The 26,687-nt window shown below is 73.2% G+C and carries 23 protein-coding genes and 2 tRNA genes; 19 read left to right on the top strand and 6 right to left on the bottom strand.

Going from position 1 to position 26,687, the window contains the following annotated elements; genetic code table 11:
- Positions 1 to 56 precede the first annotated feature (56 nt).
- Positions 57 to 1,151: an LLM class flavin-dependent oxidoreductase gene (locus CHF15_RS23645; protein WP_089225869.1), complete on the top strand. Its 1,095-nt coding sequence runs from the start codon at positions 57 to 59 to the stop codon at positions 1,149 to 1,151.
- A gap of 680 nt (positions 1,152 to 1,831) precedes the next feature.
- Here the strand turns inward: CHF15_RS23645 and CHF15_RS23640 are convergent.
- Positions 1,832 to 3,316, bottom strand: coding sequence for an NAD-dependent succinate-semialdehyde dehydrogenase (locus CHF15_RS23640; RefSeq protein ID WP_089225868.1), 1,485 nt, complete (start codon positions 3,314 to 3,316; stop codon positions 1,832 to 1,834).
- A gap of 138 nt (positions 3,317 to 3,454) precedes the next feature.
- On the opposite strand from CHF15_RS23640, the gene ehuB reads away from it, so the two are divergent.
- From ehuB to CHF15_RS23615, 5 genes are all read left to right on the top strand, one after another.
- Positions 3,455 to 4,372, top strand: coding sequence for an ectoine/hydroxyectoine ABC transporter substrate-binding protein EhuB (ehuB, locus tag CHF15_RS23635; protein ID WP_089225867.1), 918 nt, complete (start codon positions 3,455 to 3,457; stop codon positions 4,370 to 4,372).
- 48 nt (positions 4,373 to 4,420) lie between these two features.
- Positions 4,421 to 5,098 (top strand): ectoine/hydroxyectoine ABC transporter permease subunit EhuC, encoded by a 678-nt coding sequence (gene ehuC / locus CHF15_RS23630; protein ID WP_089225963.1) that lies wholly within the window; start codon positions 4,421 to 4,423, stop codon positions 5,096 to 5,098.
- The gene (ehuD, locus tag CHF15_RS23625; RefSeq protein ID WP_089225866.1) at positions 5,098 to 5,733 is read left to right on the top strand and encodes an ectoine/hydroxyectoine ABC transporter permease subunit EhuD; all 636 of its coding nucleotides are present in this window, start codon (positions 5,098 to 5,100) and stop codon (positions 5,731 to 5,733) included. Before ehuC ends, ehuD begins: the two co-directional genes overlap by 1 nt.
- A complete protein-coding gene (gene ehuA / locus CHF15_RS23620; RefSeq protein ID WP_089225865.1) occupies positions 5,723 to 6,532 on the top strand; it encodes an ectoine/hydroxyectoine ABC transporter ATP-binding protein EhuA in 810 nt (269 codons plus the stop codon). Before ehuD ends, ehuA begins: the two co-directional genes overlap by 11 nt.
- Before the next feature lie 216 nt (positions 6,533 to 6,748).
- A complete protein-coding gene (locus tag CHF15_RS23615) occupies positions 6,749 to 7,504 on the top strand; it encodes an IclR family transcriptional regulator (RefSeq protein ID WP_089225864.1) in 756 nt (251 codons plus the stop codon).
- Between the two features lie 88 nt (positions 7,505 to 7,592).
- Here the strand turns inward: CHF15_RS23615 and CHF15_RS23610 are convergent.
- Both CHF15_RS23610 and CHF15_RS45825 read right to left on the bottom strand, forming a co-directional pair.
- Positions 7,593 to 7,665 (bottom strand) — tRNA-Lys (locus tag CHF15_RS23610).
- Positions 7,666 to 8,802: 1,137 nt separating this feature from the next.
- The gene (locus tag CHF15_RS45825) at positions 8,803 to 9,153 is read right to left on the bottom strand and encodes a hypothetical protein (protein WP_245939000.1); all 351 of its coding nucleotides are present in this window, start codon (positions 9,151 to 9,153) and stop codon (positions 8,803 to 8,805) included.
- Here CHF15_RS45825 and CHF15_RS46720 point away from each other — a divergent pair.
- The 5 genes from CHF15_RS46720 (at position 9,065) to glxA (ending at position 15,841) form a co-directional block, all read left to right on the top strand.
- Positions 9,065 to 9,388, top strand: a complete 324-nt coding sequence (locus tag CHF15_RS46720) for a LuxR C-terminal-related transcriptional regulator (RefSeq protein ID WP_375821090.1) — start codon at positions 9,065 to 9,067, stop codon at positions 9,386 to 9,388. The two genes, CHF15_RS45825 and CHF15_RS46720, sit on opposite strands and share 89 nt — an antisense overlap.
- A tRNA-Lys gene (locus CHF15_RS23595) sits at positions 9,351 to 9,423 on the top strand. The genes CHF15_RS46720 and CHF15_RS23595 overlap by 38 nt, the downstream gene beginning before the upstream one ends.
- Before the next feature lie 135 nt (positions 9,424 to 9,558).
- The gene (locus CHF15_RS23590) at positions 9,559 to 11,673 is read left to right on the top strand and encodes a SpoIIE family protein phosphatase (RefSeq protein WP_089225862.1); all 2,115 of its coding nucleotides are present in this window, start codon (positions 9,559 to 9,561) and stop codon (positions 11,671 to 11,673) included.
- Between the two features lie 440 nt (positions 11,674 to 12,113).
- Positions 12,114 to 13,916, top strand: a complete 1,803-nt coding sequence (locus CHF15_RS23585) for a glycosyltransferase family 2 protein (RefSeq protein ID WP_089225861.1) — start codon at positions 12,114 to 12,116, stop codon at positions 13,914 to 13,916.
- A complete protein-coding gene (glxA, locus tag CHF15_RS23580; RefSeq protein WP_089225860.1) occupies positions 13,913 to 15,841 on the top strand; it encodes a radical copper oxidase GlxA in 1,929 nt (642 codons plus the stop codon). The genes CHF15_RS23585 and glxA overlap by 4 nt, the downstream gene beginning before the upstream one ends.
- Positions 15,842 to 15,862: 21 nt before the next feature.
- Here the strand turns inward: glxA and CHF15_RS23575 are convergent, their stop codons facing one another.
- Positions 15,863 to 16,903, bottom strand: coding sequence for a glycoside hydrolase family 6 protein (locus CHF15_RS23575; protein ID WP_089225859.1), 1,041 nt, complete (start codon positions 16,901 to 16,903; stop codon positions 15,863 to 15,865).
- Between the two features lie 172 nt (positions 16,904 to 17,075).
- Between CHF15_RS23575 and CHF15_RS23570 the strand changes: the two genes are divergently transcribed.
- The 3 genes from CHF15_RS23570 (at position 17,076) to CHF15_RS23560 (ending at position 19,010) form a co-directional block, all read left to right on the top strand.
- The gene (locus CHF15_RS23570; RefSeq protein ID WP_089225858.1) at positions 17,076 to 17,816 is read left to right on the top strand and encodes a GAF and ANTAR domain-containing protein; all 741 of its coding nucleotides are present in this window, start codon (positions 17,076 to 17,078) and stop codon (positions 17,814 to 17,816) included.
- Between the two features lie 163 nt (positions 17,817 to 17,979).
- Positions 17,980 to 18,333, top strand: a complete 354-nt coding sequence (locus CHF15_RS23565; protein ID WP_089225857.1) for an STAS domain-containing protein — start codon at positions 17,980 to 17,982, stop codon at positions 18,331 to 18,333.
- 128 nt (positions 18,334 to 18,461) lie between these two features.
- Positions 18,462 to 19,010 carry a hypothetical protein gene (locus CHF15_RS23560; RefSeq protein WP_089225856.1) on the top strand — a complete coding sequence of 183 codons (549 nt, stop codon included), beginning with the start codon at positions 18,462 to 18,464 and terminating at the stop codon, positions 19,008 to 19,010.
- A 75-nt stretch (positions 19,011 to 19,085) separates the two neighbouring features.
- Here the strand turns inward: CHF15_RS23560 and CHF15_RS23555 are convergent, their stop codons facing one another.
- The gene (locus tag CHF15_RS23555) at positions 19,086 to 20,156 is read right to left on the bottom strand and encodes a Gfo/Idh/MocA family oxidoreductase (RefSeq protein ID WP_089225855.1); all 1,071 of its coding nucleotides are present in this window, start codon (positions 20,154 to 20,156) and stop codon (positions 19,086 to 19,088) included.
- Positions 20,157 to 20,212: 56 nt separating this feature from the next.
- On the opposite strand from CHF15_RS23555, the gene CHF15_RS23550 reads away from it, so the two are divergent.
- Positions 20,213 to 21,415, top strand: coding sequence for an ROK family transcriptional regulator (locus CHF15_RS23550; protein ID WP_089225854.1), 1,203 nt, complete (start codon positions 20,213 to 20,215; stop codon positions 21,413 to 21,415).
- Between the two features lie 20 nt (positions 21,416 to 21,435).
- Entirely contained in the window at positions 21,436 to 22,395 is a 960-nt protein-coding gene (locus tag CHF15_RS23545; protein ID WP_089225853.1) for a hypothetical protein, read from the top strand.
- Here CHF15_RS23545 and CHF15_RS23540 read toward each other — a convergent pair.
- Positions 22,385 to 23,791: a hypothetical protein gene (locus tag CHF15_RS23540; protein WP_089225852.1), complete on the bottom strand. Its 1,407-nt coding sequence runs from the start codon at positions 23,789 to 23,791 to the stop codon at positions 22,385 to 22,387. The genes CHF15_RS23545 and CHF15_RS23540 overlap by 11 nt on opposite strands.
- A 179-nt stretch (positions 23,792 to 23,970) precedes the next feature.
- Here CHF15_RS23540 and CHF15_RS23535 point away from each other — a divergent pair, with 179 nt between their 5' ends.
- The 3 genes from CHF15_RS23535 to CHF15_RS23525 all read left to right on the top strand — a co-directional run bounded on the left by CHF15_RS23535 (position 23,971) and on the right by CHF15_RS23525 (position 26,686).
- Positions 23,971 to 24,723: a GntR family transcriptional regulator gene (locus CHF15_RS23535; RefSeq protein ID WP_089225851.1), complete on the top strand. Its 753-nt coding sequence runs from the start codon at positions 23,971 to 23,973 to the stop codon at positions 24,721 to 24,723.
- 155 nt (positions 24,724 to 24,878) lie between these two features.
- Positions 24,879 to 26,000 (top strand): TIGR03364 family FAD-dependent oxidoreductase, encoded by a 1,122-nt coding sequence (locus tag CHF15_RS23530; RefSeq protein WP_089225961.1) that lies wholly within the window; start codon positions 24,879 to 24,881, stop codon positions 25,998 to 26,000.
- A gap of 5 nt (positions 26,001 to 26,005) precedes the next feature.
- Positions 26,006 to 26,686, top strand: coding sequence for a phosphonatase-like hydrolase (locus CHF15_RS23525; protein ID WP_089225850.1), 681 nt, complete (start codon positions 26,006 to 26,008; stop codon positions 26,684 to 26,686).
- The last annotated feature ends 1 nt before the right edge of the window (position 26,687 follow it).

Genomic DNA, 26,687 nt, shown 5'->3' with positions numbered 1-26,687 from the left:
CGCCCGGTTGGTCGTTGCCGTAGGCAAGGAACCGGCGCAGGAGGCGACACAGGCACGTGGACACGAACGACCCGGTACGAGGCACCACCCTCGGCAGCGCACCCGTCCCGCTCTCCGTCCTCGACCTGGCGGGCGTCGGCAGCGGCCTGACCGCGAGGGACGCCCTCGTCGCCGGGGTCGCACTGGCCCGGCTCGCGGAGGCCCGCGGCTACCACCGCTACTGGGTCGCGGAGCACCACTCGATGCCCGGGGTCGCATCCTCCTCCCCCGCCGTGATCCTCGCCCACCTCGCCGCCCACACCGAGCGGATACGCCTCGGCTCCGGCGGTGTCATGCTGCCCAACCACGCGCCGCTGGTCATCGCCGAGCAGTTCGGCACCCTGGAGGCCCTGGCGCCGGGCCGGATCGACCTCGGCCTCGGCCGTGCCCCCGGCACCGACGGCGCCACCGCCGCGGCGCTGCGCCGCACCGACCGGCTGAACGAGGGCGCGGACGAGTTCCCGCAGCAGCTGTCCGAGCTCATCCGCTTCCTGGACGACGACTTCCCCGACGGCCACCCCTACGCCCGTATCCATGCCATCCCCGGTCCCGTGCAGGGCACCGTGCCGGGCGGCGTGCAGTCGTCCGCGCGGCCGCCGATCTGGCTGCTCGGCTCCAGCACCTTCAGCGCCCGGCTGGCCGCGGTCCTCGGACTGCCCTTCGCCTTCGCCCACCACTTCTCCGCGGCGAACACCGAACCGGCGCTGGAGATGTACCGCAGGTCCTTCCGGCCCTCCGAGGTGCTGGACGAGCCGTACGCGCTGATCGGCGTCGCGGCACTGGCGGCGGAGGAGGAGAAGGACGCCCGCCGGCAGGTGCTCGCCGGCGCCCTGGCCATGCTGCGGCTGCGCACGGGACGCCCGGGCCTGGTGCCCTCACCGGAGGAGGCGGAGGCGTACGAGTTCGGCCCGGCCGAGCGGGACTTCGTCGACGCGTGGCTCGGCAACGTGGTGCACGGCACGCCGGACGCGGTCCGCGACGGCCTGGACGCGCTGGTACGCCGCACGGGCGCCCAGGAGCTGATGATCACGGCCAACGCCCACACGCCGTCCGCGCGGCTGCGTTCCTACGAGCTGATCGCCGACGCCTACGGGCTGCCCGGCGGCGCCTGACCGGCCGCGCGCGGCGGCCGGTGCGGGGCGCCGGCCGCCGGTGCCGGCCGCCGGCGCGAACGGGCGACGCGGGGATCAGCCGCTCGCCGCCCCCGTTTCCCAGGGCACCCCGCTCGGACACTCGCGCCCAGGAGCCGCACGAGGTTCCAGTGGTCGTCGTCGCCGCTTCCGACCGGTCGACGAGCAGCCGCGCCGGGGGACAGGGCCGATCGGGCCGCAGCTGTGCCGGCTCGATCGGGCGGGCACGGTCGGCGGCCGGATCGGTCTGCGTCGTAGCAGGCGAGTGCGGCACGGAACGCGGGCTGGAAGGTGCCCTCCTCCCACCGCCCCTCGATCTCGTCGAGCTCGATCGTGACGAATGCGCCGGGCGCCTTCTCGACCGCCTGCCGCAGCGGGGCTGCGTGGGCGTCCAGCCTCCCCTAGGCGGCGAAGCCGGTTCAGCACCGCCGGCGCGGCCCCGAGCTGGGCGAGCGCGCGTTCCTTCGTCGCCGGCGGCGCCGTGACCTGCACCGCTCCCTCTTCCTCGACCTCGAACGTCCCGGTCACGAGATCCGCCGGCCGGAACATCGCCGGCCACAGCAGCGGAACGCACGCGACGTCGTGCGAGACGATCCCGGCCCTACCGACACGCCACCCGGACCGGCGGCCGCCGTGGGCGGCGGCGCACACCCGGTCGCCCGTCAGACGTCCACCGCCACGTACTTGATCTCCAGGTACTCGTCGATCCCCACCGCTCCGCCCTCGCGCCCGGTCCCCGACTGCTTCACGCCGCCGAAGGGCGCCGCGGGCGTGGAGACGACGCCCTTGTTGAGCCCGAGCATGCCCGTCTCCAGTTCCTCGGCGTAGCGGATCCCGCGCCGCAGGCTCTCCGTGAAGACGTAGCCGACCAGGCCGAACTCGGTGTCGTTGGCCAGCCGGATCGCCTCGTCGTCGTCCTCGAAGGTGACGACCGGCGCGACCGGGCCGAAGATCTCCTCGCGGAGCATCGCCGCGTCCGTCGGCACGTCGGCCAGCACGGTCGGCGGGTAGAAGTACCCGGGGCGGTCCGAGAGCGGGGCGCCGCCGGTGACGGCGCGGGCCCCGGCCGAGACGGCGTCCTGCACCAGGCGGTCCACCTTGTCCAGGCCCGCGCCGTCGATGAGCGGGCCGACCTGGGTGCCGGGCTCGGTGCCGCGGCCGACGACCATGGAGCCCAGCTTCTCGGCGAGCCGCCCGGTGAAGGCCTCGGCCAGATCGCTGTGGACGTAGATCCGGTTGGCGGCCGTGCAGGCCTCGCCGATGTTGCGCATCTTGGCGATCGCCGCGCCCTCGACGGCCTTCTCCAGGTCGGCGTCCCGGCAGACGATCAAGGGGGCGTTGCCGCCCAGCTCCATGGAGGTCCGCAGCACCTGCCGCGCGCTGAGCTCGATGAGCTTGCGTCCCACGGCCGTGGACCCGGTGAAGGAGAGCTTGCGCAGCCGCGGGTCCTCCGTCAGCGGGTCGCTGATCTCCGCGGGGCGGGAGGTGGTGAGGACGTTGAGCACGCCGTCCGGCAGCCCGGACTGCCCGAGGATCTCCGCGAGGGCGAGCATGGACAGCGGGGTCTGGTGGGCCGGCTTGACGATCATGGTGCAGCCCGCGGCGACGGCGGGGCCGATCTTGCGGGTGCCCATCGCCATGGGGAAGTTCCACGGGGTGATCAGCAGCGCCGGGCCCACGGGCCGGCGCATCACCCAGATCCGGCCGTTGCCGTCGGGCGCGGTGCGCCAGTCGCCCTCGATCCGCACCGCCTCCTCGGAGAACCAGCGGAAGAACTCGGCGGCGTACAGGACCTCGCTGCGGGACTCGGCGACCGGCTTGCCCATCTCCAGCGTCATCAGCAGGGCGAGTTCCTCCTGCCGCTCCACGATCAGCTCGAAGGCCCGGCGGAGGATCTCGCCGCGCTCACGCGGCGCCGTGGCCGCCCATCCCTCCTGCGCGGCGGCCGCGGCGTCCATGGCCGCCTTGGCGTCCTCCGCCCCGGCGTCCGGCACGGCGCACAGCGACCGCGCGGTCGACGGGTCCTCCACCTCGTACTCGCGCCCGTCGCTCGCCGGCCGCCAGCGGCCGCCGACGAGCAGTGCCTTCGGCACCCGCTCCACGACCAGCTGCTCGCGCTTGCCGTTCCCTTCGGTGCTGTCGCTCATGGCAGCTCCCTGCCTCTCGCGGACGTTCCGGACATCGGGTACCCCACCAGATTCGCATGAATGCCCCCCGTACGCCGGGGTAGGCGCGGCCCTCGTGTGGTCACGCCGCACGGAAGCGAACTACCGGAGGTCTGGTTCATGTCGGAGCGCAGTTCACTGTCCCGCAGAGGTTTCCTCTCGCGTACCGCGGCCGTCGGCGGTCTCGCCGCGGTCCCGGGGCTGCTGGCGGCGTGCAGCCGTACGCAGGCCGGCACCGGCGCGCCCACCGGCGACGGCGATCTGCTGGCCACGCTCAGGAAGCAGGGGTACGTCCGGGTCGGCTTCGCGGGCGAGGCACCCTACGGGTACCGGGACGGCAACGAGCTGGCCGGCGAGGCGCCCACCCTCCACGGGGAGATCTTCACGGCGCTCGGCGTGCCGGAACTGCGGCCCACGCTCACCGACTTCGGCGCGCTCATACCGGGCCTGACGGCCGACCGCTTCGACGTGGTCAGCGCCGGGATGGCGATCACCCCCGACCGCTGCCGGAAGGTGATCTTCTCCGAGCCCGAGTTCGTCTCGCCGACCGCCCTGATGGTCCGCGAGGGCAACCCCAAGGGCCTGAGCGACCTGCTGTCCTGCGCTCGCGAGAAGGCCACCGTCGGCGTGCTGAGCGCGGCGGTCGAGGCGGACTACGCGGACGCCGCCGGAGTACCCCTGACCTCGGTGAAGTCCCTGGCCAAGCAGCAGGACGGGGTGGACGCGCTGCTCGCCGACCGGATCGACGCCTTCGCGCTGACCGGGATCTCGCTGCGCTGGCTGGCCCGCACCAACGACGGCGCCGCGGTGGAGGTGCTCGACCCCTTCCTGCCGGTGGTCGGCGGCCGCAGGCAGTACAGCCCGGGCGGCGCGGTGTTCCGGCCCGGCGCGACGGGGCTGCGCGACGCGTTCAACAAGGAGCTGGGGAAGATCACCGCCGACCCCGGCCGCTACACCTCCCTCATCGGCAAGTACGGCTTCACCAAGGCCGAGGTCCCGCCGGCGACGCTGCGCACCGCCCAGCTGTGCAAGGCCTGAGGCGGCGCCTTGTCCTCGTATCCGTACGCCTTCCACGCCGGTGAACCCCTGTCCGGCCTCACGGAGTTCACGCACTCGCTGCCGAGCGTCGGGGCGGGTCTGTGGGTCACCGTCCAGGCCACCGTCCTGGGCGCGGCGCTCGCGCTGCTGCTCGCCTTCGTCCTCGGCTTCATGGCGCGCTCGCGGCGGCTGCTGGTGCGCGGGAGCTCCCGGGTGGTCGTGGAGTTCTTCCGCGGCACCTCGCTGTACGTCCAGATGTTCTGGCTCTTCTTCGCGCTGCCGATCCTCGGCTTCAAGCTCGTGCCGCTCGCCTGCGCCGTGGTCGCCTTCGGGCTCAACTACGGGGCGTACGGCTCGGAGGTCGTGCGGGGTGCCCTGGACGCCGTGCCCCGCGGGCAGCGGGAGGCGGCGGTGGCGCTGAGCATGACGCCCTGGCAGCGGATGCGCCTGGTGGTCCTGCCGCAGGCCTGGCCGCAGATGATCCCGCCCTTCAACAACCTGCTGATCCAGCTGCTGAAGTGCACCCCGCTGATGTCGCTGATCACCATCTCCGACGTCACCTTCCAGATGGACCAGCTCCGTTCGACCACCGGTGACACCGCGACCGCGTACCTGCTGCTCCTGGTCGTCTACTTCGTCCTCGCCTACGCGCTCACCCTGGCCATGAACGGCCTGGAGTCCGTGGCCAAGGCGCGGCTCGGACAGCCGGCGGGAGGTCGGGCCTGATGTGGAGCTGGGAGACGGCCCGCGAGGGCCTGCCGCTGATCCTGCACGGCTTCGGGATCACCCTGCTGGCCACGGTGTTCGGCTCGCTGCTCGCCGTCGTGCTGGGGCTGGGCATCGCGGTGCTGCGGCGCACGCCCAGCCGCTGGGTGACGCTGCCGCTGCGGGCGGCCGTGGAGTTCGTGCGCTCGACGCCGGTGATGATCCAGCTGTTCGCGGTGTGGGTGCTGGTCCCGGGGCTGGACCCGCTCGTGATCGGGATAGCCGTGCTGGGCGTGCACTACGCGACGTACACCTCGGAGGTGTACCGGGCGGGCATCGATGCGGTGCCCAAGGGGCAGTGGGAGGCGGCCGTCGCGCTGTCCCTGCCGCCCGTGCGCACCTGGTTCGCCGTGGTGCTGCCGCAGGCGCTGCGGAAGATCGTGCCCGCCCTCGGCAACTACGTGATCTCGATGTTCAAGGAGACGCCGTTCCTGTCGGTCATCACCGTCAACGAGATGGTGCACGAGGCGAACCGCTTCGGCAGTGACCACTTCGCCTACCTGGAGGCGTTCACCCTCGCCGCCCTGGTCTTCCTGGTCGCGAGCTGCCCCACCTCGATCCTCATGCGGAAGCTGGAGAAGCGCCTTGCTCACTGACGAGTCCCCCACCCCCACCGAGTCCGGCGCCGCGGCGCCCGCCGTCCGCTTCGACCAGGTGGTCAAGCGGTACGGGGACAACACCGTGCTCGACCATCTCGACCTGGAGGTCGGCCGCGGCGAGCGCGTCACCCTGATCGGCCCGAGCGGTTCGGGCAAGACGACCATCCTGCGGCTGCTGATGACCCTGGAGCGGGTCACCGAGGGCGTCGTCCATGTGGACGGGGAGCCCTTCTCGCACATGCCGGGCCGCGGCGGCCGGCTCGTCCCGGCCGACGAGAGGCACCTGCGCGCCAGACGCCGCAGGATCGGCATGGTGTTCCAGCACTTCAACCTCTTCCCGAACATGAAGGTGCTGGACAACGTCACCGAGGCCCCGGTGCACGTGCTCGGAATGGACCGCGACGAGGCCGCCGAGCGCGCCCGCGGGCTGCTGGAACTGGTGGGACTCGCCGACAAGCAGGACGCCCACCCCACCCGGCTCTCCGGCGGCCAGCAGCAACGGGTGGCCATCGCCAGGGCGCTCGCGATGCGGCCCGACATCCTGCTGCTGGACGAGGTCACTTCGGCGCTCGACCCCGAACTGGTCGCCGGTGTGCTGGACGTGCTCAGGGACATCGCCCACGGCACGGACATCACCCTGCTCTGCGTCACCCACGAGATGGGGTTCGCCCGGGACGTCTCGGACCGCGTACTGATGTTCGACGGCGGACGGGTCGTCGAGTCCGGTCCGCCGGAGCGGATTTTCGGCTCCCCGGAGCACGGCAGGACCCGGGAATTCCTCGGTGCGGTGCTCTGACGAAAAATTGGTCCGTGCCCTTGGCATATGCCAGAGTGGCCCGTTCCTGCGTATACGCCTGCGGCCCGCCACATAAAGCTCCAACGGGCTCTACTGCAAACCACATTGAGGCTATCGTGGAATACGGCCCGGCTGCCGGGCCCGGCTGTCGTGCCCGGCAGCCGTGACCAGCAGCTACAGCAAGGACGCAAACGGTCACACCTGTAGGGGGACACCGTGGCGCTTGAGCACCGACAGGTCGCGCCGGTCTACGCGGTCCAGCACGCGCTGCGCGTGCTCGAGACCGTGGACAAGCACAGGAACGGCGTCACCGCCGAGCAGCTCGCCCGCGAAATCGGGGTACCCATCGGCTATCTCGGCCAACTCCTCGCCATGCTCAACCGCGAGCGCTATCTCAACGCCCTGCCCGGCGGCGGCTACGCGGTCGGCGAGTCGCTGGTCCTGCTGGGCAGCGCCAGCCGCGACCTGGCGCTCGGCGAGAAGATCAAGAAGATCCTGATGACGCTGCGCGACGAGGTCGGCGCGGCCGTCTACTTCAGCCGCTACGACGACGGCGAGGTCAAGATCATCGACTTCGCGGACGGCCCGGAAGCACCCAAGGTCAACGAGTGGGTGGACTTCCGCTTCGCCGCCCACGCCAGCGCGGTCGGCAAGTGCCTGCTCACCCAACTCGACCACAACGGGCGCCGCGACCACCTGTCCCGGCACAAGACCGTACGGCTCACGTCCAAGACCACGATCAGCGAGAAGCTGCTGCTGACCAAGCTGGAGAGCCAGCCGGCCAGCACGCCCACCCTGGACCTCCAGGAGTACGCGATCGGCACGGTCTGCGCCGCCATCCCGATCACCGTCGGCAAGACGGTCGGCTGCCTCGCCCTCTCCCTCCCCGTCACCCAGGCCCACCGCCTCAAGGGCGCGGCCGACACCCTCAACGAGCGCGCGGCGCCGGTGCTGCTCTCGCTGACCCTCTGACGCCGGACGCCGTACGGCGCACCGCGCACCGCGCACACCGGAACACGACGAAGGGCGCCCCTCCCGGAGGAGGGGCGCCCTGTCGCTGTGCGCCGCCAGGGACTCGAACCCCGAACCCGCTGATTAAGAGTCAGCTGCTCTGCCAGTTGAGCTAGCGGCGCGTGCAGGACAATCATACGGGGTCGGAGGGGGTGCTCATGACCACTGCCGCCGGCCCCGGAGCCGGCCCTGATCAGCTCGGGCCGAACGCGCGGACACCCCCCGCACGCGGGCATGCTGAAGGGCCCGGCAAGAGGGGGGAGGTATGCCGGGCCCATCAGCGTGGGGGGAGGGGGTGTGGCTTTTGGGGGGGATGCTGTTGTCTTTGGAGGTACTGCCCGCCGGTTGGCTACCAGACGATGTCGTTGGGAGCCGCCCAGACGATGTCGCCCTGTACTGCGGGCTGCGCCGAAGCAGTTGTCGCGCCGATCAACCCCAATGAGATGGCGGCAGCGACGCCCAGTACTACACGGAGGGCGTTGCGACGAATCGATGACATGGCAGACCTGTCCTGGGGGTGTGAGCTGGGGTATTGCTGGTTGGGGGTGCCGGTCCGGTCTGGGGGAACCGTACGACTGACTGAATTGTGTCGGACGCCGGGCCGCTGGTCTGTAGTTTTCGCGTTCCGGATTCGGACATGGCCCTATGCGGACACATGGGACCGGATGGGCCCCGAAGGGTCCATACACGAGCCCCGCCCCTTAACCTGATCGAAGCCGGGGGTGACGTGAAGCATTGGGGGTGCGAGCAGTGACCGACGACCTTCTGCGCGCCCGGGCGCAGGAACTCTACGCCCTGGCTCTCGCCGACGCCGACTGGGCGCCCGAAAGCGTCTGTGCACTCACCGGCTGGTCGCACGAGGAACTGGACGCGGCGGTGCGCTGCCTGGCGGATCTGGGACTCGCGGCGCAGTTCCCCTCCTCCCGCAGCGGCTGGTCGGTGCACTCCCCCGCGACGGCGATGGCCCAGCTGATCGAGGGCAGCCGGCGACGCACCGACGATCTCGTCCAGACGATCACGAACGCCCACACCGCCCTGAGCCGCGTGGCGGCCGATTTCCAGCCGGTGCACATGCGTCATCTCGCGGAGGCCCGCGTCGAGGTGGCAGTGCAGCCGGCGCAGATCGCGGCGATCCTGGACGAGGCGGCCAGCACCGTCACCACCGAGATCCTCTCGATGCACGCGAGCGTGCAGGAGGAGCACCTGGGCGACTCCCGCAACCGCGACGCGCTCAGTCGCGGCGTCCGCCAGCGGTCCATCTACCTGGCCACCGCGGCAGCGGTCCCGAACATCCGCACGCATCTGCGGACCTTCGTCAACGACGGGGGCGAGGTGCGCACCACCGCGACGTTGCCCATGAAGATGATCATCGTGGACCACACCCTCGCCGTCGTGCCGGCGCTCGGACTCGACGAAGGCGGGGGCGACGGCGACGCGGGCTCCGCCATGGTCCTGCGCAGCCCCGCCATGGTGGCCGTGCTGCGGCAGATGTTCGAGCACTGCTGGGCCGCGGCCTCGGACCTGTTCACCGACGACGTCGGCGCCGCGCCCGCCGCGCGCCACCGCGAGGTCGTCCGGCTGCTCGCCTCGGGGCTGACGGACGAGGCCATCGGCCGGAAGCTGGGGCTGTCCGACCGGACCGTGCGGCGGATAGTGGCCGAGCTGATGCAGCAGATAGGGGCCGACAGCCGCTTCCAGGCCGGGGTGAAGATGGTGCGCCTCGGCTGGCTGGACGACGACCCCGCGCTCCTGGACGACGTGGTCGGAAGCACCTCCGCAGGTCGGGTAGGATCCTCTCTGTCGGTGAGCGCCGCTAGCTCAACTGGCAGAGCAGCTGACTCTTAATCAGCGGGTTCGGGGTTCGAGTCCCTGGCGGCGCACAGCGAGAGGGCGCCCTTCCTTCGGGAAGGGCGCCCTCGCTCGTTTGTGCGACAAGCGCGGCATCCTGGTTGACTCGGTGCGAAAATATCCCGTAACGATGATGTGAGAGCTCTACGGGGGCTCACGAGGAGGCCATGCACGCGCACGATCCGCCGCCGCCCGGCACGGGCAGGGAGGCCCGGCCGAGTCCGGAGGCCGCCTCGCCCGGGGGCCTGCTCGACCTTCTGCAGGTCGCGGCGATGGTGCTGGACCGCACCGGTCACATCGTGCTGTGGAGCCCGGAGGCCGAACGACTGTTCGGCTACTCGGCGGAAGAGGCCCTCGGCCAGAACGCCGGCCTGCTGCTGGTGGCGCCGGACAAGCTGGAGCTGGTCACCGAGCTGTTCAAGCAGGTCAGGGCGGGTGCCATCTGGCAGGGCGTGTTCCCGATCGTGCACGCCGACGGCACGACCCGGGACGTCGAGTTCCGCAACATGCGGATGCACGACGTGGACGGCGGCGTCTACGCGCTGGGCCTGGGCGCCGACCTGTCCACGGTGCGGCGCGTGGAGACGGACATGGCGCTGTCCAGCAGCCTCGTCGACCAGTCCCCGATCGGGCTCGCCGTCTTCGACACCGACCTGCGGATCGTCCGGGTCAACCGGGCCATGGAGGAGCTGCACGGCCTGCCCGCCGCCGCCATGCTGGGGCGCCGGGTGCGCGAGATCTCGCGGGGGTCGGAGTTCCGGGCGATCGAGGCCAGGATGCGGGAGGTGCTGGAGACCGGGGAACCGCTGCTGGACCTGGACACGGTGGTCAGGACGTACGCCGACCAGGAGCACGACCACGCCTGGTCGATCTCGTACTACCGGATCCAGGACGCCACCGGGCGGGTGCTGGGCCTGGCCGCGTCGATCGCTGACTTCACCGAGCGCCACCAGGCGGCCGAGGAGATCGCCGAGGCCCGCGGCCGGCTCGCGGTGATCGCGGAGGCCGGGACCCGGATCGGCACCACGCTGGACCTGCAGCAGACCGCGCAGGAGCTGGCCTCGGTGGTGGTGCCGACGCTCGCCGACATCGCCACCGTCGACGTGCTGGACGAGGTGCTGCGGGGCGGCCCGGTGCCGAAGGTGCGCGCGCAGCAGTCCGCCGAGTTCCGGGCGCTGGCCGTCGCGGCCGCCGACTCCGGTGAGGCGATCGGCGCCGTCGACCCGGTCGGCGAGCTGGCCCGGTACACCGACGACCGGCTGATCACCAAGACCGTGCGGGAGGGCCTGCCGGTGGTCGTGCACCGGGTGAGCAGCCGCATGCTGCGCCGCATAGCCCGCGACGACCGGGCCGCGGCCCAGCTGAAACGGGCGGGGGCGCACTCCTACCTCGCCGCGCCGCTCATCGCCCGTGGCGAGGTGCTGGGGGTGGTCGGGATGTTCCGCACCCGCAACCAGAAGCCCTTCGACGACGAGGACCGGACCCTGGCCCTGGAGCTGGCCGCCCGGGCCGCGATCTCCATCGACAACGCGCGGCTGTACGCGGGCGAGCGCAACGCCGCCCTCACCCTCCAGCGCAGTCTGCTGCCGCACGAGCCGCCGCGTGTGGACGGGATGGAGATCTCCGCCCGCTACATCCCCGCCGTCCGGGAGGTCGGCGGGGACTGGTACGACGTCCTGCAGCTGCGGGACGGCAAGGTCGGGCTGATCGTCGGGGACGTGATGGGCAAGGGCCTGCACGCGGCGGCGATCATGGGCCAGCTGCGCACGGCGACCCGGGCCTTCTCCCGGCTCGACCTGCCGCCGCACGAGGTGCTGGCGCACCTCGACAACATCACCGGCAGCGCCGAGGGCGACTTCATCGCCACCTGCGTCTACGCCGTCTGCGACCCCGCGACGGGCCGCTGCCAGTTCTCCACCGCCGGGCACCTGCCGCCGGTGCTGGTGCCGCCGGGCGGCCGCGCCGAGCTGATCGACCTGCCCAGCGCGGTGCCGCTGGGCGTCGGCGGGATCCGCTTCCGCACCGTGGAGCGCAAGCTCTCCGAGGGCACCTTGCTGGCGCTGTTCACCGACGGGCTGGTCGAGGACCGGCGGCAGTCCATCGACGTGGGGCTGCGCACGCTGATGCGCGTCCTCAAGCTCAAGAGCCGCCGCCGCACGCTGGAGGACACCTGCGACGTGGTCCTGGGCGCCGGGCTGCAGTCGCCCGACGACGACGTAGCCCTGCTGCTGGCCCGGATGGGGGCGCCGGCGGCCGAGGACGAGGCGGCCGAGGAGTCCTGAGCCGCCGGCCCGCGGGCCGGGGGGAGCGCTCGACGGCCGTACGGTCCCTGCCGCCGGCCACCCGCCCACAACGGGACCAAATCGCTCATACGACCGGTTAACAACTCGTTTCACACCTTGCGATCAAGACGGGCATTCAGGGAGGCTGGGTCCGCAGGACATGTATGCGCCAAACGGACCTATGCGCCCTTACCGGTGAACGAACGGGTCCGTTTCGGCGGCTTTTTCGTGTGGGGGCCCGGGGGCGGCCCTCAGGGGGCGAGGGGGGTGAATTCAGGCGTTACCTCACGGTCGTCCGGTCGTTGACGAGTCATAGCCAGCCTCACGCGACCCGGAGGCCACAGAACGCCCACGCATGCCCCGGGGGCGGGGGGCCGCAGCGCCCGGGGCACCAACACCGCCGCGACAGCGGCGCGACATGCTTCGGGGGGAGCATCCACATGCCGCCGACACCCGGCGCCCAGCAGTACACGACCGACCCTCGGGCCGGAACGCCCGTGCCCGTCATACCCCAGCAGTCCCACCCCGGCCCGTCCCGGCCGGACCCCGGCGCGGCCGCGCCCCGGTACGACTACGAGCACTACAGCAGACTCGCGGGCCCGCTCACCGAACCGGAGCCCGGCGTCCCGTACCGGGTGAAGTACCGCAGCCTGCTCTCCGAGGAGCCCCACCGGATACGCGCGGCACTGCTGCTCGGCGCGGCCCCGGTGCTCTCGGCGGTGCTGCTCGTCTGGCTGATGCAGCCGGCCCACTGGACCCGCCGGGAGAACGCGCCGGGCTGGATGGTCGCCTGCGACGCCGTGATGCTGATATCCATCGGCCTGATCGAGCTCTTCCGGCTGATCAACGTGACGTCCAACGCCCACGCGACGCTCGTCGCGCGCGATCCGGTACCCGTGGTCCCCGAGAGGGGCAGCAAGGTCGCCTTCGTGACCACCTTCGTCCCGGGCAAGGAGCCCCTGGCGATGGTGCGGGCGACCCTGGAGGCCGCGGTCCGCCTGCGCCACCGCGGCACCCTGCACATCTGGCTCCTGGACGAGGGCGACGACCCCGACGTCAAGCGCCTGTGCGAGCGCCTGAACGTACGCCACTTCACCCGCAAGGGCGTCGAACGCTGGAACCGCCCCAGCGGCGCCTTCCGCGCCCGCACCAAGCACGGCAACTACAACGCCTGGCTCGACGCCCACGGCGACGACTACGACTTCTTCGCCTCCGTCGACACCGACCACGTCCCGCTCCCCAACTTCCTGGAGCGGATGCTCGGTTACTTCCGCGACCCGGACGTCGCCTTCGTCGTCGGGCCGCAGGTCTACGGCAACTACGACAGCGCGGTCACCAAGGCCGCCGAGAGCCAGCAGTTCCTCTTCCACGCGCTCATCCAGCGGGCCGGCAACCGCTACGGCTCCCCCATGTTCGTGGGGACCAACAACGCGGTGCGCATCAGCGCCGTCAAGAGCGTCGGCGGGCTGTACGACTCCATCACCGAGGACATGGCCACCGGCCTGGAACTGCACCGGCACCGCAACCCCGCCACGGGCCGCAAGTGGAGCTCGGTCTACACCCCGGACGTCCTCGCCGTCGGCGAGGGACCGTCCTCCTGGACCGACTTCTTCACCCAGCAGCTGCGCTGGAGCCGCGGCACCTACGAGACGCTGATCAAGCAGTTCTGGAAGGTGCCGTTCACCCTCTCCCCCGGGCGCCTGCTCAACTACTCGCTGATGGTCGTCTACTACCCGATGACGGCGGTCAACTGGGTTCTGGGCGGCCTCAGCTGCGCGCTCTTCCTCGGTCTCGGCGCCTCCGGCATCCAGATCGACTCCGAGGTCTGGATGATGCTGTACAGCGACGCCGCGGCGCTGCAGATCGGCCTGTACGTCTGGAACCGGCGGCACAACGTCAGCCCGCACGAGCCGGAGGGCTCCTCGGGCGCGGCGGGCATGGTGATGTCGGCGCTGTCCGCGCCGATCTACGCCCGCTCGCTGATGGACGCGGTGCTGCGGCGCAAGAGCAGATTCGTGGTCACCCCCAAGGGGGACTCCGCGAGCCCGGACCGGCTGCTGTCCACCTTCCGCATCCACCTGTTCTGGCTGCTCGTCTTCGGCGGCTCGCTCGCCGCCAGCTTCCTCAACGGCCACACCCACGTGGCGATGCGCACGTGGGCCACGCTGGCGTTCCTCCTGGCGCTGGCGCCGGTCGCCGTCTGGTCCCTGTCCCTCGTACGTTCCAGGAGCGCCGCCCGATGAGCTACCGACCCAGCCGCAGACTGCGGAAGATAGCCGTCGGAGGCACGGCCGTGGGCGTGCTCGCCGGGATGAACGCGCCCGCGATCCACGGCTACTCCGCCGCGAAGTACCACGAATACAAGATCAACCAGCCCGGGTACAAGGCCGAGTACGGCCACTGGGACCGGGTCGAGGTCCCCGAGGAGTTCCGCGTCAACGCCATCCACGCGGCGCTGCTGCGCACCGGGAAGGTGCTGCTGATCGCCGGTTCCGGCAACGACGAGCGGAACTTCAAGGCCAAGTCCTTCAAGAGCGTGCTCTGGGACCCGGCCGAGAACACCTTCAGGGAGATCGGCACCCCCAAGGACATGTTCTGCGCCGGTCACACGCAACTGGCCGACGGCACCCTGCTGGTGGCCGGCGGCACCGCCCGCTACGAGAAGCTCAAGGAGGCCGTGGACCGGGCGGGCGGCGCGATGCTCATCAAGAACGAGGACCCGGACAAGCCGCGGAACTTCCCCAAGGGCACGGTCTTCGCCAACAACGAGAACGGCCGCTCCTTCCGGTCGGAGTTCGCCGTCAACGTGCCCCGCGCCAAGAAGACCGCCGACGCCCGGACCGGCGAGGTCACCGTCACGGCGAGCGAGGCGCGGGTGTTCGTGCAGTCGCTGGTCAAGGGCGAGAAGGGCATCGTCAACACCGCGGCGCAGTACGAAATCCAGGGGCTGGCGGGCGAGGACGGGGAGAACTTCTACGGGCTGGCCACCAAGCTCGGCCTGGACAAGAAGGACTTCCAGGGGATCAGGCAGGCCTACGAGTTCGACCCGGTCGCCGAGCGCTACGTCCCGGTCGACCCGATGAACGAGGCCCGCTGGTACCCGACGCTGGTCACCCTCGCCGACGGCCGGGTGCTCTCGGTCTCCGGGCTGGACGACATCGGCCAGGTCGTCCCCGGCAAGAACGAGATCTACGACCCGGGTACCCGGAGGTGGACGTACACCACCGAGCGCTACTTCCCCACCTACCCGGCACTCTTCCTGATGAAGGGCGGGAAGATCTTCTACTCGGGCGCCAACGCGGGGTACGGGCCGGCCGACGAGGGCCGGGTCCCTGGCGTGTGGGACCTGCGCACCAACCGCTTCACCGAGGTCTCCGGGCTGAAGGACGCCAAGGACCTGGAGACGGCCGGCTCGGTGCTGCTGCCGCCCGCGCAGGACCAGAAGGTGATGGTGCTGGGCGGCGGCGGGGTCGGCGAGTCGCGCTCCTCGACCACCCGCACCGCCGTGGTGGACCTGGACGCCGCGGACCCGCGGTACACGCCGGGTCCCGACCTGCCCGAGCCCACCCGCTACCTGAACACGGTGATCCTGCCGGACGACACCCTGTTCACCACCGGCGGCTCCCGTGACTACCGGGGCCGCGGCGGCAGCGACATCCTGCGGGCGCAGATCTACGACCCGGCGGACAACGCCTTCCGCGAGGCCGCCGACCCGTCCGTGGGCCGCAACTACCACTCCGAGGCGCTGCTGCTGCCCGACGGGCGGGTCGCGGTCTTCGGCTCCAATCCGCTCTTCGGCGACGCGGCCGACACCAAGCCGGGCTTCTTCGAGCAGCGGATCGAGGTCTACACCCCGCCGTACCGCTACCGGGACTCCCGGCCCTCGCTCGGCGCGGGCCCGGCGGCCGTCCGGCGCGGCGGCACGGCCACCTACGCGACCGCGTACGCGGAGCACATCGAGACGGCGCGGCTGATGCGGCCGAGCGCGGTCACCCACGCCACCGACGTGGAGCAGCGGTCGATCGCGCTGGACGTGGAGCACGGCGAGGGGTCGGTGAGCGTGACCGTCCCCGAGGACCCGTCGATCGTGCCGCCGGGCTGGTACATGCTGGTCGTCACCGACGACGAGGGCACGCCCTCCGAGGCCCGCTGGGTGCGGGTGACCTGACGGGAGGGACCCGGCGCGGGGTCAGGAGGCCGCGCGCCGGGCCAGTCCCAGGGCGTACTCGGGCCACCAGTCACCGGCCCGGGGGCCGCCCTTGCAGGTGCCGTCGGAGTCGCCGGGGCGTTTGATCCACAGGTAGGCGTCGACGAGTTCGTCACCGGTGTCGGTGGTGGGCGGGCTGCCCAGGCCCCGGCCGGGCGGGTTGCACCAGGCCTCGTCGTGGGCGCCGTCGAGGGGCCCGCGGCCATTGCGGCTGGTGTCGATGACGAAGTGCTCGCCGCCGAGCCGCGCCGACAGCTTCCTGCCGTACGCGGTGTTCGCGGCGGTGGTGTAGAAGTTCGAGGTGTTGAGGGCGAAGCCGTCGGCCCCGGCGATGCCGGCGGCGCGCAACGGGCCCGCCAGGCGCGCGGGATCGGTGACCCAGCCGGCGTTGCCGGCGTCGAGGTAGACGCGCACGCGCGGCAACGCGCCCAGGGTGTCCACGGCGTGGGTCAGCAGGGCGTAGCGCTCGTCGTGGAACTCCGCAGGTGTGCAGCCGTCGACGATGTGGGTGAGGGCGTCCGGTTCGAGCACCACCAGCGCTTCGCGGTCGCCGATGCCGGCCGCGACCTCGTCCGCCCAGGCGCGGTACGCGGCGCCGTCGGCGGCACCGCCCTGGGAGTACTGACCGCAGTCGCGGTGCGGGATGTTGTACAGCACGAGCACGGGGACCCGGCCGTCGCGGGCGGCGGCCTCGGTGTAGCGCCGGGCCCGCTGCCCGGCGTCGTCCTGGCCGATCCACTCGGCGACGGGCCGGCCGGCGATCCGTTCCAGCAGCTCGGCGTCGCCCTCCCGGCCGTCCTTGCGCCACTGCGCCGTCTGCCGGGCCGCGGGCGTGTCGGGGTTGACCCAGAACGGCGCCCCCGCGGTGCTGGTGCTCTGGGGGCTGCTGCTGCCGCCGCCCTTGCCCTGGCTCCCCCCGGGCTTGCCGGTGCCGAAGCAGCCGCCGAGCGCCACGGAGAGCAGTCCGGCGGCGGACACGGCGCAGGCCGCTCTGCGCAGCGGGCCGGTGTTGGTGCCGAACATCCACTCCCCCTTGGATGGCGGGACGAGACCGGTCGCCGCCAATCCTGACATACCGAACCGCCAACGGGCCCTCGTATCGGGTCAGTCGGCGTCTTTGAGGTCGAATGCCGCGGTTCGCTCCCATGGCAGAATCCCCCGGCGAAACCGTGGCCGCCGAGGGCTGGAGCCGGACGTGACAGAGCACCCGACGCACAGGGCGCGCGAGCTGCGGCTCGCCGAGGTCTTCGTGGAGCTTGCCGACACCCTGGAGGGCGACTTCGACGTGGGCGTCTTCCTGGAGCGGGTCGCCGACCGCTGCGTGGAACTGCTGGACGTGACGGCGGCCGGGCTGCTGCTGGCCGACGGGCGCGGCGAGCTGCGGACCTCGGCCGGCTGCGGCGGGGCGGGCGAACTCCTGGTGCGTCAGCGGGAGGAGGGACCGTGCCTGGACTGCTACCGCGGCTGCGACGTGGTCACGGCCCCGGACCTGGCGCGCTGCGACGACCGCTGGCCGCGCTTCGCCCCGCTCGCCCGCGACCGGGGCTTCCACGCCACGTACGCCGTACCGCTGCGGCGCCGGGCCGAGGTGATCGGGGCGCTGAACCTGTTCCGCGGGGCGCCCGGGGACCCTCCGGGCGGTGACGTGGCACTGGCCCGGGCGTTCGCGGACGCCGCCGCCATCGGGATACTCCAGGAACGGGCCCGGCAGCGGCAGGAGTCGCTGGCCGCCCAGTTGCAGGCCGCGCTGGACAGCCGGGTGGTGCTGGAGCAGGCCAAGGGCATGCTGGCGGAACGCTGGGGCGTCGGTGTGGACGAGGCGTTCACGGCGCTGCGGTGGTACGCGCGCGCCCACCGGGTACGGCTGGCGGAACTGGCCCTGGGCGTCGTGGACGGCACGGTGGACTCCGACGCCCTGCGGGGATCCGGAAGTTGATCCGCCGGATCCGCCGGCGGGGGACGTCCGGTATTCGTCCTCGGCCGGGCAGGTGCCCGCGCGCCGGGCATAGGCTTGGGCCCACCACCCCGGACCCCGGTGGCGTCCCGTCCCGTTCCCGTCCCTGCCGCACTCGCCAGGCTCCCGTTCCCGGAGACGTCCCATGTCCGACGACGCCACAGACACCACGCCCCGGATCCACCGGCGCACCGACGGGTCCAGCACCCTCGTGACGCTCGGCGGCGAGGTGGACGTGCTCACCGCGCCGGGGGTGTCCGCCGCGCTGGACGCGCTGACCGGTGCCGACCGCCCGGACATCGTGGTGGACCTGCGGCCGGTGGAGTTCATCGACTGCAGCGGCCTGTCGGCGCTGGTGCGCGCCCGGCGCCGCGCCGAGGAGCACTCCGGGCGCGTACGGCTGGTGTGCCGCGACGAGTTCACCCTGCGCACGCTGCGGGCGACGCGGCTGACCCGGAGCTTCACGATCCTGCCGGACTGGCCGGAGCCCACGGCCTGAAGCGCGCGCCGCACACGCGCCCCCGACACGCCCTAGCCCGGCCGCGTTCAGGTGTTCTAGCCTGGCAGGGCGGCCCAGGACCCCGGTCGCCGGAAGTGCCTCCTATGCCTTCAGGACGTGGTCCGGCCATGGCCAAGCTCGCGGCCTCCTCACGACTGTCCCTGTCCGATCCGCGCAGATCCGCACTCGACGTCTGCTGGACCTTCTCCCTGCAGCGTGCCCCCGGCAGCGACGCCCTGGCCGCCCGGATGAGCGGGGCGGCGCTGGAGACCCTGGCCTACGGCTCCGCGGCGACGCGGGTGGCCGAGGCCGTCGCGGTCGCCTGCGGCTATGTCCTCGCGTACGGGCGGGCGCGCCGGTTCCGCGTCACCTTGGGCGTGGACGGCGCCCGTTGCTCGGTGTGCGTGACGGACACCGGCTACCACCGGCCGCCCGGCGGTCTCGCCGGCGTGCCGCCGCGGCCGCCGTCCCCGGACGGGCCCACCCTCCTGTGCCGGGCGCTGACCGGCACCGGGACCGGCGCACCGCTGGACGGGGTGCGGGTGCACCACACCGCCGACGGCGCGGTGCTGGTGCGCTTCCGCGCCCGGCTGCCCGAACCGGACGGTCCGGGGCGGCCCCACCGCCCCTCCCCTGACGCGCCGGACCACTCCCGCGGTCCCGGCGCCCGAGGGTGAGGAGCGCCCGGCCGGCGGCTCCGGGAGGAGCGGACCGCGGGCCGGGCGCTGTACACCTCGAAAGGCGCTGGGGGGTCAGACCTTCGGCGTGAGCGTCACGGTCCGTCCCTCGCGGGCCGAGACGGCGGCCGCCTCGATGACCGTGAGCGCGTCGGCGGCCTCGCGGGCGGTGACCGGCGGCGCGGTGCCGTCGCGCAGCGCCGCGGCGACGGCGGCGTAGTACGCGGGGTACCCGCCCGGCAGGGTGGGCACGGGGCGCACGTCGTCGCCGGCGCCCAGCAGGCCCCATTCGGCCTCCGGTTCGGTGCCCCACACGGCGCCGGGCGCGGGGCGGGCGCCGTCGCGCAGGGCGGCCTCCTGCGGGTCCAGGCCGTGCTTGACGTAGCCGGCGGCGCTGCCGAGCACCCGGAAGCGGGGGCCGAGCTGCGCCGTGGTGGCGCTCATCCAGAGGTGGGAGCGGACGCCCCCGGCGTGGGTGACGGCCACGAAGGCGTCGTCGTCCACCTGGGCGCCGGGCCGGCGCACGTCCAGCTCGCCGTACACGGAGACGGCGGGGCCGAAGAGGGCGAGCGCCTGGTCGACGAGGTGGCTGCCGAGGTCGTAGAGCAGGCCGCCGATCTCCGCGGGGTCGCCGGACTCGCGCCAGCCGCCCTTCAGGCTCGGCCGCCACCGCTCGAAGCGGGACTCGAAGCGCCACACGTCGCCCAGTTCGCCGCGCTCCAGCAGCCCGCGCAGGGTGAGGAAGTCGTTGTCCCAGCGGCGGTTCTGGAAGACCGAGAGCAGCAGGCCGCGTTCGTCGGCGAGGTCCGCGAGGGCGTGCGCCTCGGCCGCGGTGCCGGCGACCGGCTTGTCGACGACGACCGCGAGTCCGGCCTCCAGGGCGGCGGTCGCCAGGGGGACGTGGGTCCTGTTCGGCGAGGCCACGACGATCAGGTCGAGCTCGCCGGCCCGCTTCCACAGCTCGTCCGGGTGGCCGGCCAGACGGGCGTCCGGGTACTCGGCGCGGGCCTGCGCCTGGCGCTCCGGGTTGCTGGTGACGACGGTGTCGAGGACGAGGCCGTCGGTGGTGGCGATCAGCGGGGCGTGGAAGACCGAACCGGCCAGACCGTAGCCGACCAGCCCGACGCGAAGGGGTGCGGGAGACATGCGACCACTTAAGCAACGCTGTTGCCAAAGTGCAAGGGAGCCTGACAATAGGAGACGTGAACAGGGGAATCTCCGGGGCCAACCTGCCCGCGCTGCGCAGCCACAACACCGCCCTCGTCCTGGGCCTGCTGCGGACGGCGACGGTCGGCGCGGGCACCGGCATCAGCCGTCTCGAACTGGCCGAGCGCACCGGGCTCACCCCGCAGGCCGTCAGCAAGATCACCGCACGGCTGCGGGCGGACGGGCTGGTCGACGAGGCGGGACGCGGCGCCCCCACCGGCGGCAAGCCCCGCACCCTGCTGCGGCTGGCCCGCCGCGCCCGGTACGCCGCCGGGGTGCACCTGGACCGCGACGAACTGACCGTGGTGCTCGCCGACCTGGCGGGCGGCGTGGTGGACGCCAGGACCCTCCCGCTGGACCTCGGCCGCCCGGCCGGGGAGGTGCTGGAGGCGGTGGCGGGGCTGGTCCGGGAGACCGTCCGGGCCACACCCGGCGCGGACGGGGCGGTGCTCGGCGCGGGGCTCGCCTGCCCGGGCCCGCTGGACCACGCCGCGGGGGTGCTGCACCGTGTCACGGGCCTGCCGGGATGGGAAGGCTACCCGCTGCGCGACGCGCTGGCCGAACGGCTCGGGCTGCCGGTCGTACTGGACAAGGACACCAACGCGGCGGCGCTCGCCGTGCTCCCGACCGGCGAGGACGCGGCAGCCGGCGCCGAGCCCGGCCCGGGCGCCGGGGACTCGTTCGGCTATCTGCACCTGGGGACCGGGCTCGGCGCGGGCCTCGTGCTCGACGGCGCCCTGCACCGCGGTGCCCGCACGGGCGCCGGCGAGTTCGGCCACCAGGCGGTCGCCCCGGACGGCCCGGTGTGCGCCTGCGGCAACCGGGGCTGCCTGGAGGCGCTGTGCCTGGCCGCCGTCGGCCGCGGGGACACGGCGGGGGCCGCGCGGCTGCTCGGTGTCGGCGCCGCCAATCTGGTCTCCCTGCTCGACATCGACCGGGTGGTGCTGGGCGGCCGTACGGTGCTGGCGGACCCCGGGCTGTTCGCGCGCGAGGTGGCCGCCGCCATGGACCCGCGGACCCTGCGCGCGGCCGGACGCACGGTGCCGGTCACCGTCGCCACGGCCGGGCGGCGCGTGGTCGCCGAGGGGGCCGCGCTGCTGGCGCTGGCGCCGCTCTTCGGCCAGACGGCGGTGGGCCGGCCGCCCGTACGGGTGCGGGGGCGGACCGTCACCGCGTCGCGCGGTGATATCAGCGGATGACCGTGAGAGCTTCACTGCCCATGAGGTGGTGCAGCGCTCTGGCCGTCGCGACGGCCGCGGTCGTGGCGGCGGCCCCCCAGGCGGCCGCGGATGACTTCCCGGTCACCGCCCGGCTGCTGGGCGGCCCCCACACCTACACGGCGGGGGCCGGGCCCCGGGAGTTCCGGGTGGAACTGGAGAACACCTCGCGCGGGCGACTGCGCGACGTCCACCCGGTCCTCGTCTTCGTCGACCGCGGACGGCGGCTGACGCCCGGGCAGATCCTCCTGGAGTACCAGGTGGCGGACCCCGTCGCGAAGGCCGGGAACGCACCGGACCGTTCCTGGCGGCCGGTGGCCGTACAGCACACGGCCAACGACGAGAACATCGCCGTGGTGGGCGGCGAGAACGGGCCGGGCACCACGCTGCCGTCGCGCCGCAAGGTGTCGATCGCGCTGCGGCTGCGCTTCACCGCGCCGGCGCCCGCCGGGCCGGTCACGGCAACGGCAACGATCATGGAGCGCCGCGGTGCGGACGGCGACTGGGTCGGGGAGTCCGAGGGCTACGACTTCGAGGTCGTACCGTCCCGCGACGCCACAGCCGGGCCGCAGTCCCCGCGCCCCGGCCGGACCGGCGAGGAGGGGCGGCCGGACGGCGCCGAAGGCGGGGACGGGGGCACCGGCACCGGCACCGGACCGGGCGAGGGGCCGGGCACCCGGCCGGGCGGCTCGCCGGCACCGGACCCCTCGGCAGGGACCGGACCGGGGACCGGACCGGAAGCCGGACCGGAGGCCGGACCGGGGACGGGCCCCGGGGCCGGACCCGTCCCGGGCAAGGGCGCCGAGACCGCGCCCGGCGCCGCCCCAAGCCTCGCCGCCCCAAGCCTCGCCGCCCCAAGCCTCGCCGCCACCGGCGACCCGCACCGGGCGCCCGCGCTGGTGCTCACGGGCGCCGGGGTGCTCATGGTCATGGGCGGTGCGGCCCTGAGGTTCAGCCGCTGAGGGTGAACCAGGTGCTGCGGGACTTCTGCCACTCGGGGTGGCTGAGGTCCTTGGCCTCCTTGCCGTCCCCGTACAGGTCGGCGGCGCCGTTGTCGGTCATCAGCTGCGTCCGGGCACCGGCCGCGGTGAGGTCGGGGACGTCCACGATGGCCTCCCAGGCGCCCGGGTCGGAGGTGGGCAGGTCGAGCAGCCTGACGGGGGCGCTGCCGGCGCTGCCGTCCCAGGAGTAGAGGGCGTACGGGTCGCTGTTGTCGTCGGCGGCCCAGGAGCCGGCCAGGATCAGGTACTGGCCTGCGGCGTTGCGGCGGATGTCGCGGACGCTGAGGCCGCCCAGGTCGAGGGTGACCGGGGTGCCGAAGGTGGCGTGGACGGAGGTGTTGGGCTTGCCGCCGACCAGCTTGTCGAGGTTGGTGACCGGCACCAGCAGGGCCTTGCCGCCGGAGGCCGGGGGCACCAGCGGGGCGCGGAAGCCGATGTAGGCGGTGCTGGTGGAGCCGGGGGCGAACTCCATGCCCTCGGCGTTGAAGCCGTCGACGGCCTTGGGTATCTCGCCGGAGGCGGCGCCCGCGGCGAAGCCGTAGCGGTTGCCGTTGGCCTTGTCCCAGGCGATCAGGTCGGCGCGCAGGCCCTCGTAGTAGCCGGAGACGGTCAGCTGGGTGTCGGCGCCGCTGCCGGTGACGGTGGTGGCGAAGAGCGTGGAGCGGTCAGCCTTGACCTCGCCGTCCTTGTTGTTGCCCATCGAGCCGGTCCAGTAGATGGTGCCGCCCGCCCGGGTGCCGGCCTCGATGTCGATCTCGGAGGAGGCGCCGGCCTTGGAGCCGATGTCCCAGGTGCGCACGGGGGCGCCGGAGCCGTCGCGCCGGTACAGCCGCAGCACGTTGCTCTCGTCGTCGGCGACCACCATGTAGCCGCCGCCGACGTCCACGGCGGCGGAGGCGTCGCTGGAGCCGGTGGTGTAGCGGGTGTCGGCGGCGTGGGTGACGGCGGCGGAGGCCGCGAAGTGCAGCGTCTTGGTGGCGGTCTTGCCGCCGAGGCCGGTCACCTTGACCGTCAGGTCGGCGTAGCCGCGGGCGCGGGGGGCGACCGTGAGGGTGCGGGTGCCGCCGGTGCCGGTGACGGTCACGTCGCCGGTGGCGGCCACGGAGGTCTTGGTGCTGGCGGAGGCGGCGACGGTGAGCGCCGAGGCGTCCGCGCCGCTCTGCGCGACGGTGACCGTGACGGCCGGGTCGCCGGTGGCGCCGACGGCGCCCGACAGGTAGGCGGCGGACAGGGAGATCGTCGGGGTGCCGTACGAGGCGGCGCCCGCCGGGGTGCCGAGGAGCGGCACCATGGCGGCGGCGAGCACGGTGGCGACCGCGCCGGGGACGAGGGTGGCCGTGCGGGTGCGGGACAGCATCGGTGGACGCCCTTCCAAGATCGCTGCGGAAATGCGGGGAGAGCCTGCTCCGCCGCCCCCAACTCCCGCCGCCCATCCGGTGATCACCCGGTGAACGTCTCACGTCCCGGCGTCGTCGCACCGCCCGCCGGCCGTCCGCGCGCGGCCGGGCACCCGTCCCCGTCTGCGAGGATCGACAGGTGAACGACACCCAGGCGGGAGCGCCGACCCGGGCCGGCATCCCCGAGCACGGCCGGCTCCCCAAGTACTTCGTCGTCAAGACGCGGCTGGAGGAGCTGCTCGGCGAACTCGGCGAGGGCGTGCCGCTGCCGACCGAGCGCGAGCTCGCCGCCCGCTTCGGCGTGGCGCGCGAGACCGTACGCCAGGCGCTGCGCGAACTGCTGATCCAGGGACGGCTGCGACGCCGCGGGCGGGCCACGGTCGTGGCGGGGCCGAAGCTGGAGCAGCCGCTGTCGCTGGCGAGCTACACCGAGGGAGTCCGCCGCCAGGGCAGGGTGCCGGGCCGCAACCTGACGTCGCTCGACCGGATCGCGGCGGACGAGGTGCTGGCCGGCCAGCTGGGCATCGCCACGGGCGGCACGGTGTGGCACATGGAGCGCGTGCTGCTCGCCGACGAGGAGCGGGTGGGCCTGGAGAGCACCTACGTCGCGGTGGCGCGCGTGCCGCGGCTGGACGAGGACTTCGACCCGGACTCGTCCTTCTACGCCTATCTGCGCGAGCGCGTGGGCGTGGAGTTCGGCGACGCGGACGAGCGGATCGAGACGGTGCTCGCCACGCCCCGCGAGGCGCTGCTGATCGGCACGCCGCCCGCGCTGCCGATGCTGCTGCTGCACCGGTACAGCCGGGACACCCAGGGCGCGCCGCTGGAGCGGGTGCGGTCGCTGTACCGCGGGGACCGCTTCAGCTTCACGACCCATCTGTCCCGTACGTAGGCATCCGCCGGCTTCCGCCCCCTCGGATTCCCATCTCGTGGACCCTTGAATAGTCACGGAAAGGTAACGGGTCTAGTCCAAGATTGCGGGTCCGTTCACAACCGGTTCAGCGAGCGGTCGTGGCCGCGTCCGACGGCGACCCGACCGTGGTCGCCATGAGAGTCCTGATCGTGGGCGCCGGAGCACTCGGCACCCTCCACGCCTGGCACGCCGTCACGCGCGGCCACGAGGTCGTCCACCTGGAACGGGAGACCGAGGCCCGCGGCGCCTCCGTCCGCAACTTCGGACTGGTCTGGGTCTCCGGCCGCGCCGCCGGCGCGGAGCTGGGGACCGCGCAGCGCGCCCGCGAGCTGTGGCAGCGGATCGGCGAGGTCGTGCCCGGGGTCGGCTTCCGCGCCAACGGCTCGCTGACGGTGGTCCGCACCGAGGCGGAACGCGCCGTCGCCGAGCAGGCCCTGGCCTCCCCCGACGCCGCCGCGCGCGGTATGAAGTGGCTCGACGCGGACGGGGTCCGCCGCCGCAACCCGGCGCTGCGCGGGGAGTTCACCGGCGCCGTGCTGTGCGAGCGGGACGCCGCCGTGGAGTCCCGGGTCGCGCTGCCCGCGCTGCGCGCGCACCTGGCCGCGACCGGCCGCTACACCTTCCTGCCCGGCCGCGAGGTCCGCGACGTCTCCCCCGGCACCGTCCGCGACGACCACGGCGACACCCACCGCGGCGACACCGTCGTCCTCGCCACCGGCGCCCACCTGACCGGCCTGGTGCGCGAACTCGCGGGCCCCGGGCTGCCGGTGCGCCGGGTCCGCCTGCAGATGGCGCAGACCGACCCGCTGGACGAACCGCTGACGACCTCGGTCGCCGACGCCGACAGCTTCCGCTACTACCCGGCCTACGCCGGCACCGCGCTCGACGCGCTGCGCGCCGGCCAGCCGCAGCCGCCGGTCGCCGCCGGGCACCGCATGCAACTGCTCATGGTGCAGCGCCTGGACGGCGGGCTGACCATCGGCGACACCCACGAGTACGACGAGCCCTTCGCCTTCGACGTCACCGAGGACCCGTACGACCACCTCACCGCCACCGCCGCGGAGTTGCTCGGCCGCCCCCTGCCGCGCGTGCGCCGCCGCTGGGCCGGGGTGTACGCGCAGTGCACCGACCCGTCCCTGGTGGTGCACCGGCAGCGCGTCGCCGACGGCGTGTGGCTGGTCACCGGACCCGGCGGCCGCGGCATGACCTGTTCCCCCGCCATCGGCGAGGACACCGCCAACGAGATCGGCTGGTAACGAAGATGACAGACACTCACTCCGGCGCTTCCCCCAAGCTCGTCGTGCTCGACATGGCCGGCACCACCGTCGCCGACGACGGCCTGGTCGAGCGGGCCTTCGTCCGGGCCGCCGAACGCCTGGGCGCCGAGCCCGACCTCGACTACGTCCGCCGCACCATGGGCGAGTCCAAGATCTCCGTCTTCCGCGCCCTGTTCGGCACCGAGGAGCGGGCGCAGCGCGCCAACACCGAGTTCGAGCACGCCTACGCCGAGCTCGTCGACTCCGGAGCCTGCGCGCCGCTGCCCGGCGCCGCAGAGGCCATCGCCGCGCTGCGCGAGCAGGGCCGGACCGTGGCCTTGACCACCGGCTTCTCCCGCACCACCCAGGACGCGATCCTGGCCGCCCTGGGCTGGCAGGACATCGCCGACCTCACCCTGAGCCCGGCCGACGCCGGCGGCCGCGGCCGCCCCTACCCGGACATGGTGCTCACCGCGCTGCTGCGCACCCGCGCCGCCGACTCCGTCCGCGAGATCGCGGTGGCCGGCGACACGGCGTACGACATGCTCTCCGGCGTCCGCTCCGGCGCGACCGTCGTGGCGGGCGTGCTGACCGGCGCCCACGACGAGAAGACGCTGCGCGAGGCGGGCGCCACCCACGTCCTGGACTCCGTCGCCGCACTCCCCGCCCTGCTGGCGGAGTTCTGAG

The organism is Actinacidiphila glaucinigra (assembly GCF_900188405.1).
Classification (GTDB): Bacteria; Actinomycetota; Actinomycetes; order Streptomycetales; family Streptomycetaceae; genus Actinacidiphila; species Actinacidiphila glaucinigra.
Note: the sequence above shows the minus strand (reverse complement) of the source record. Positions and strands in the feature narration are given on the sequence as shown.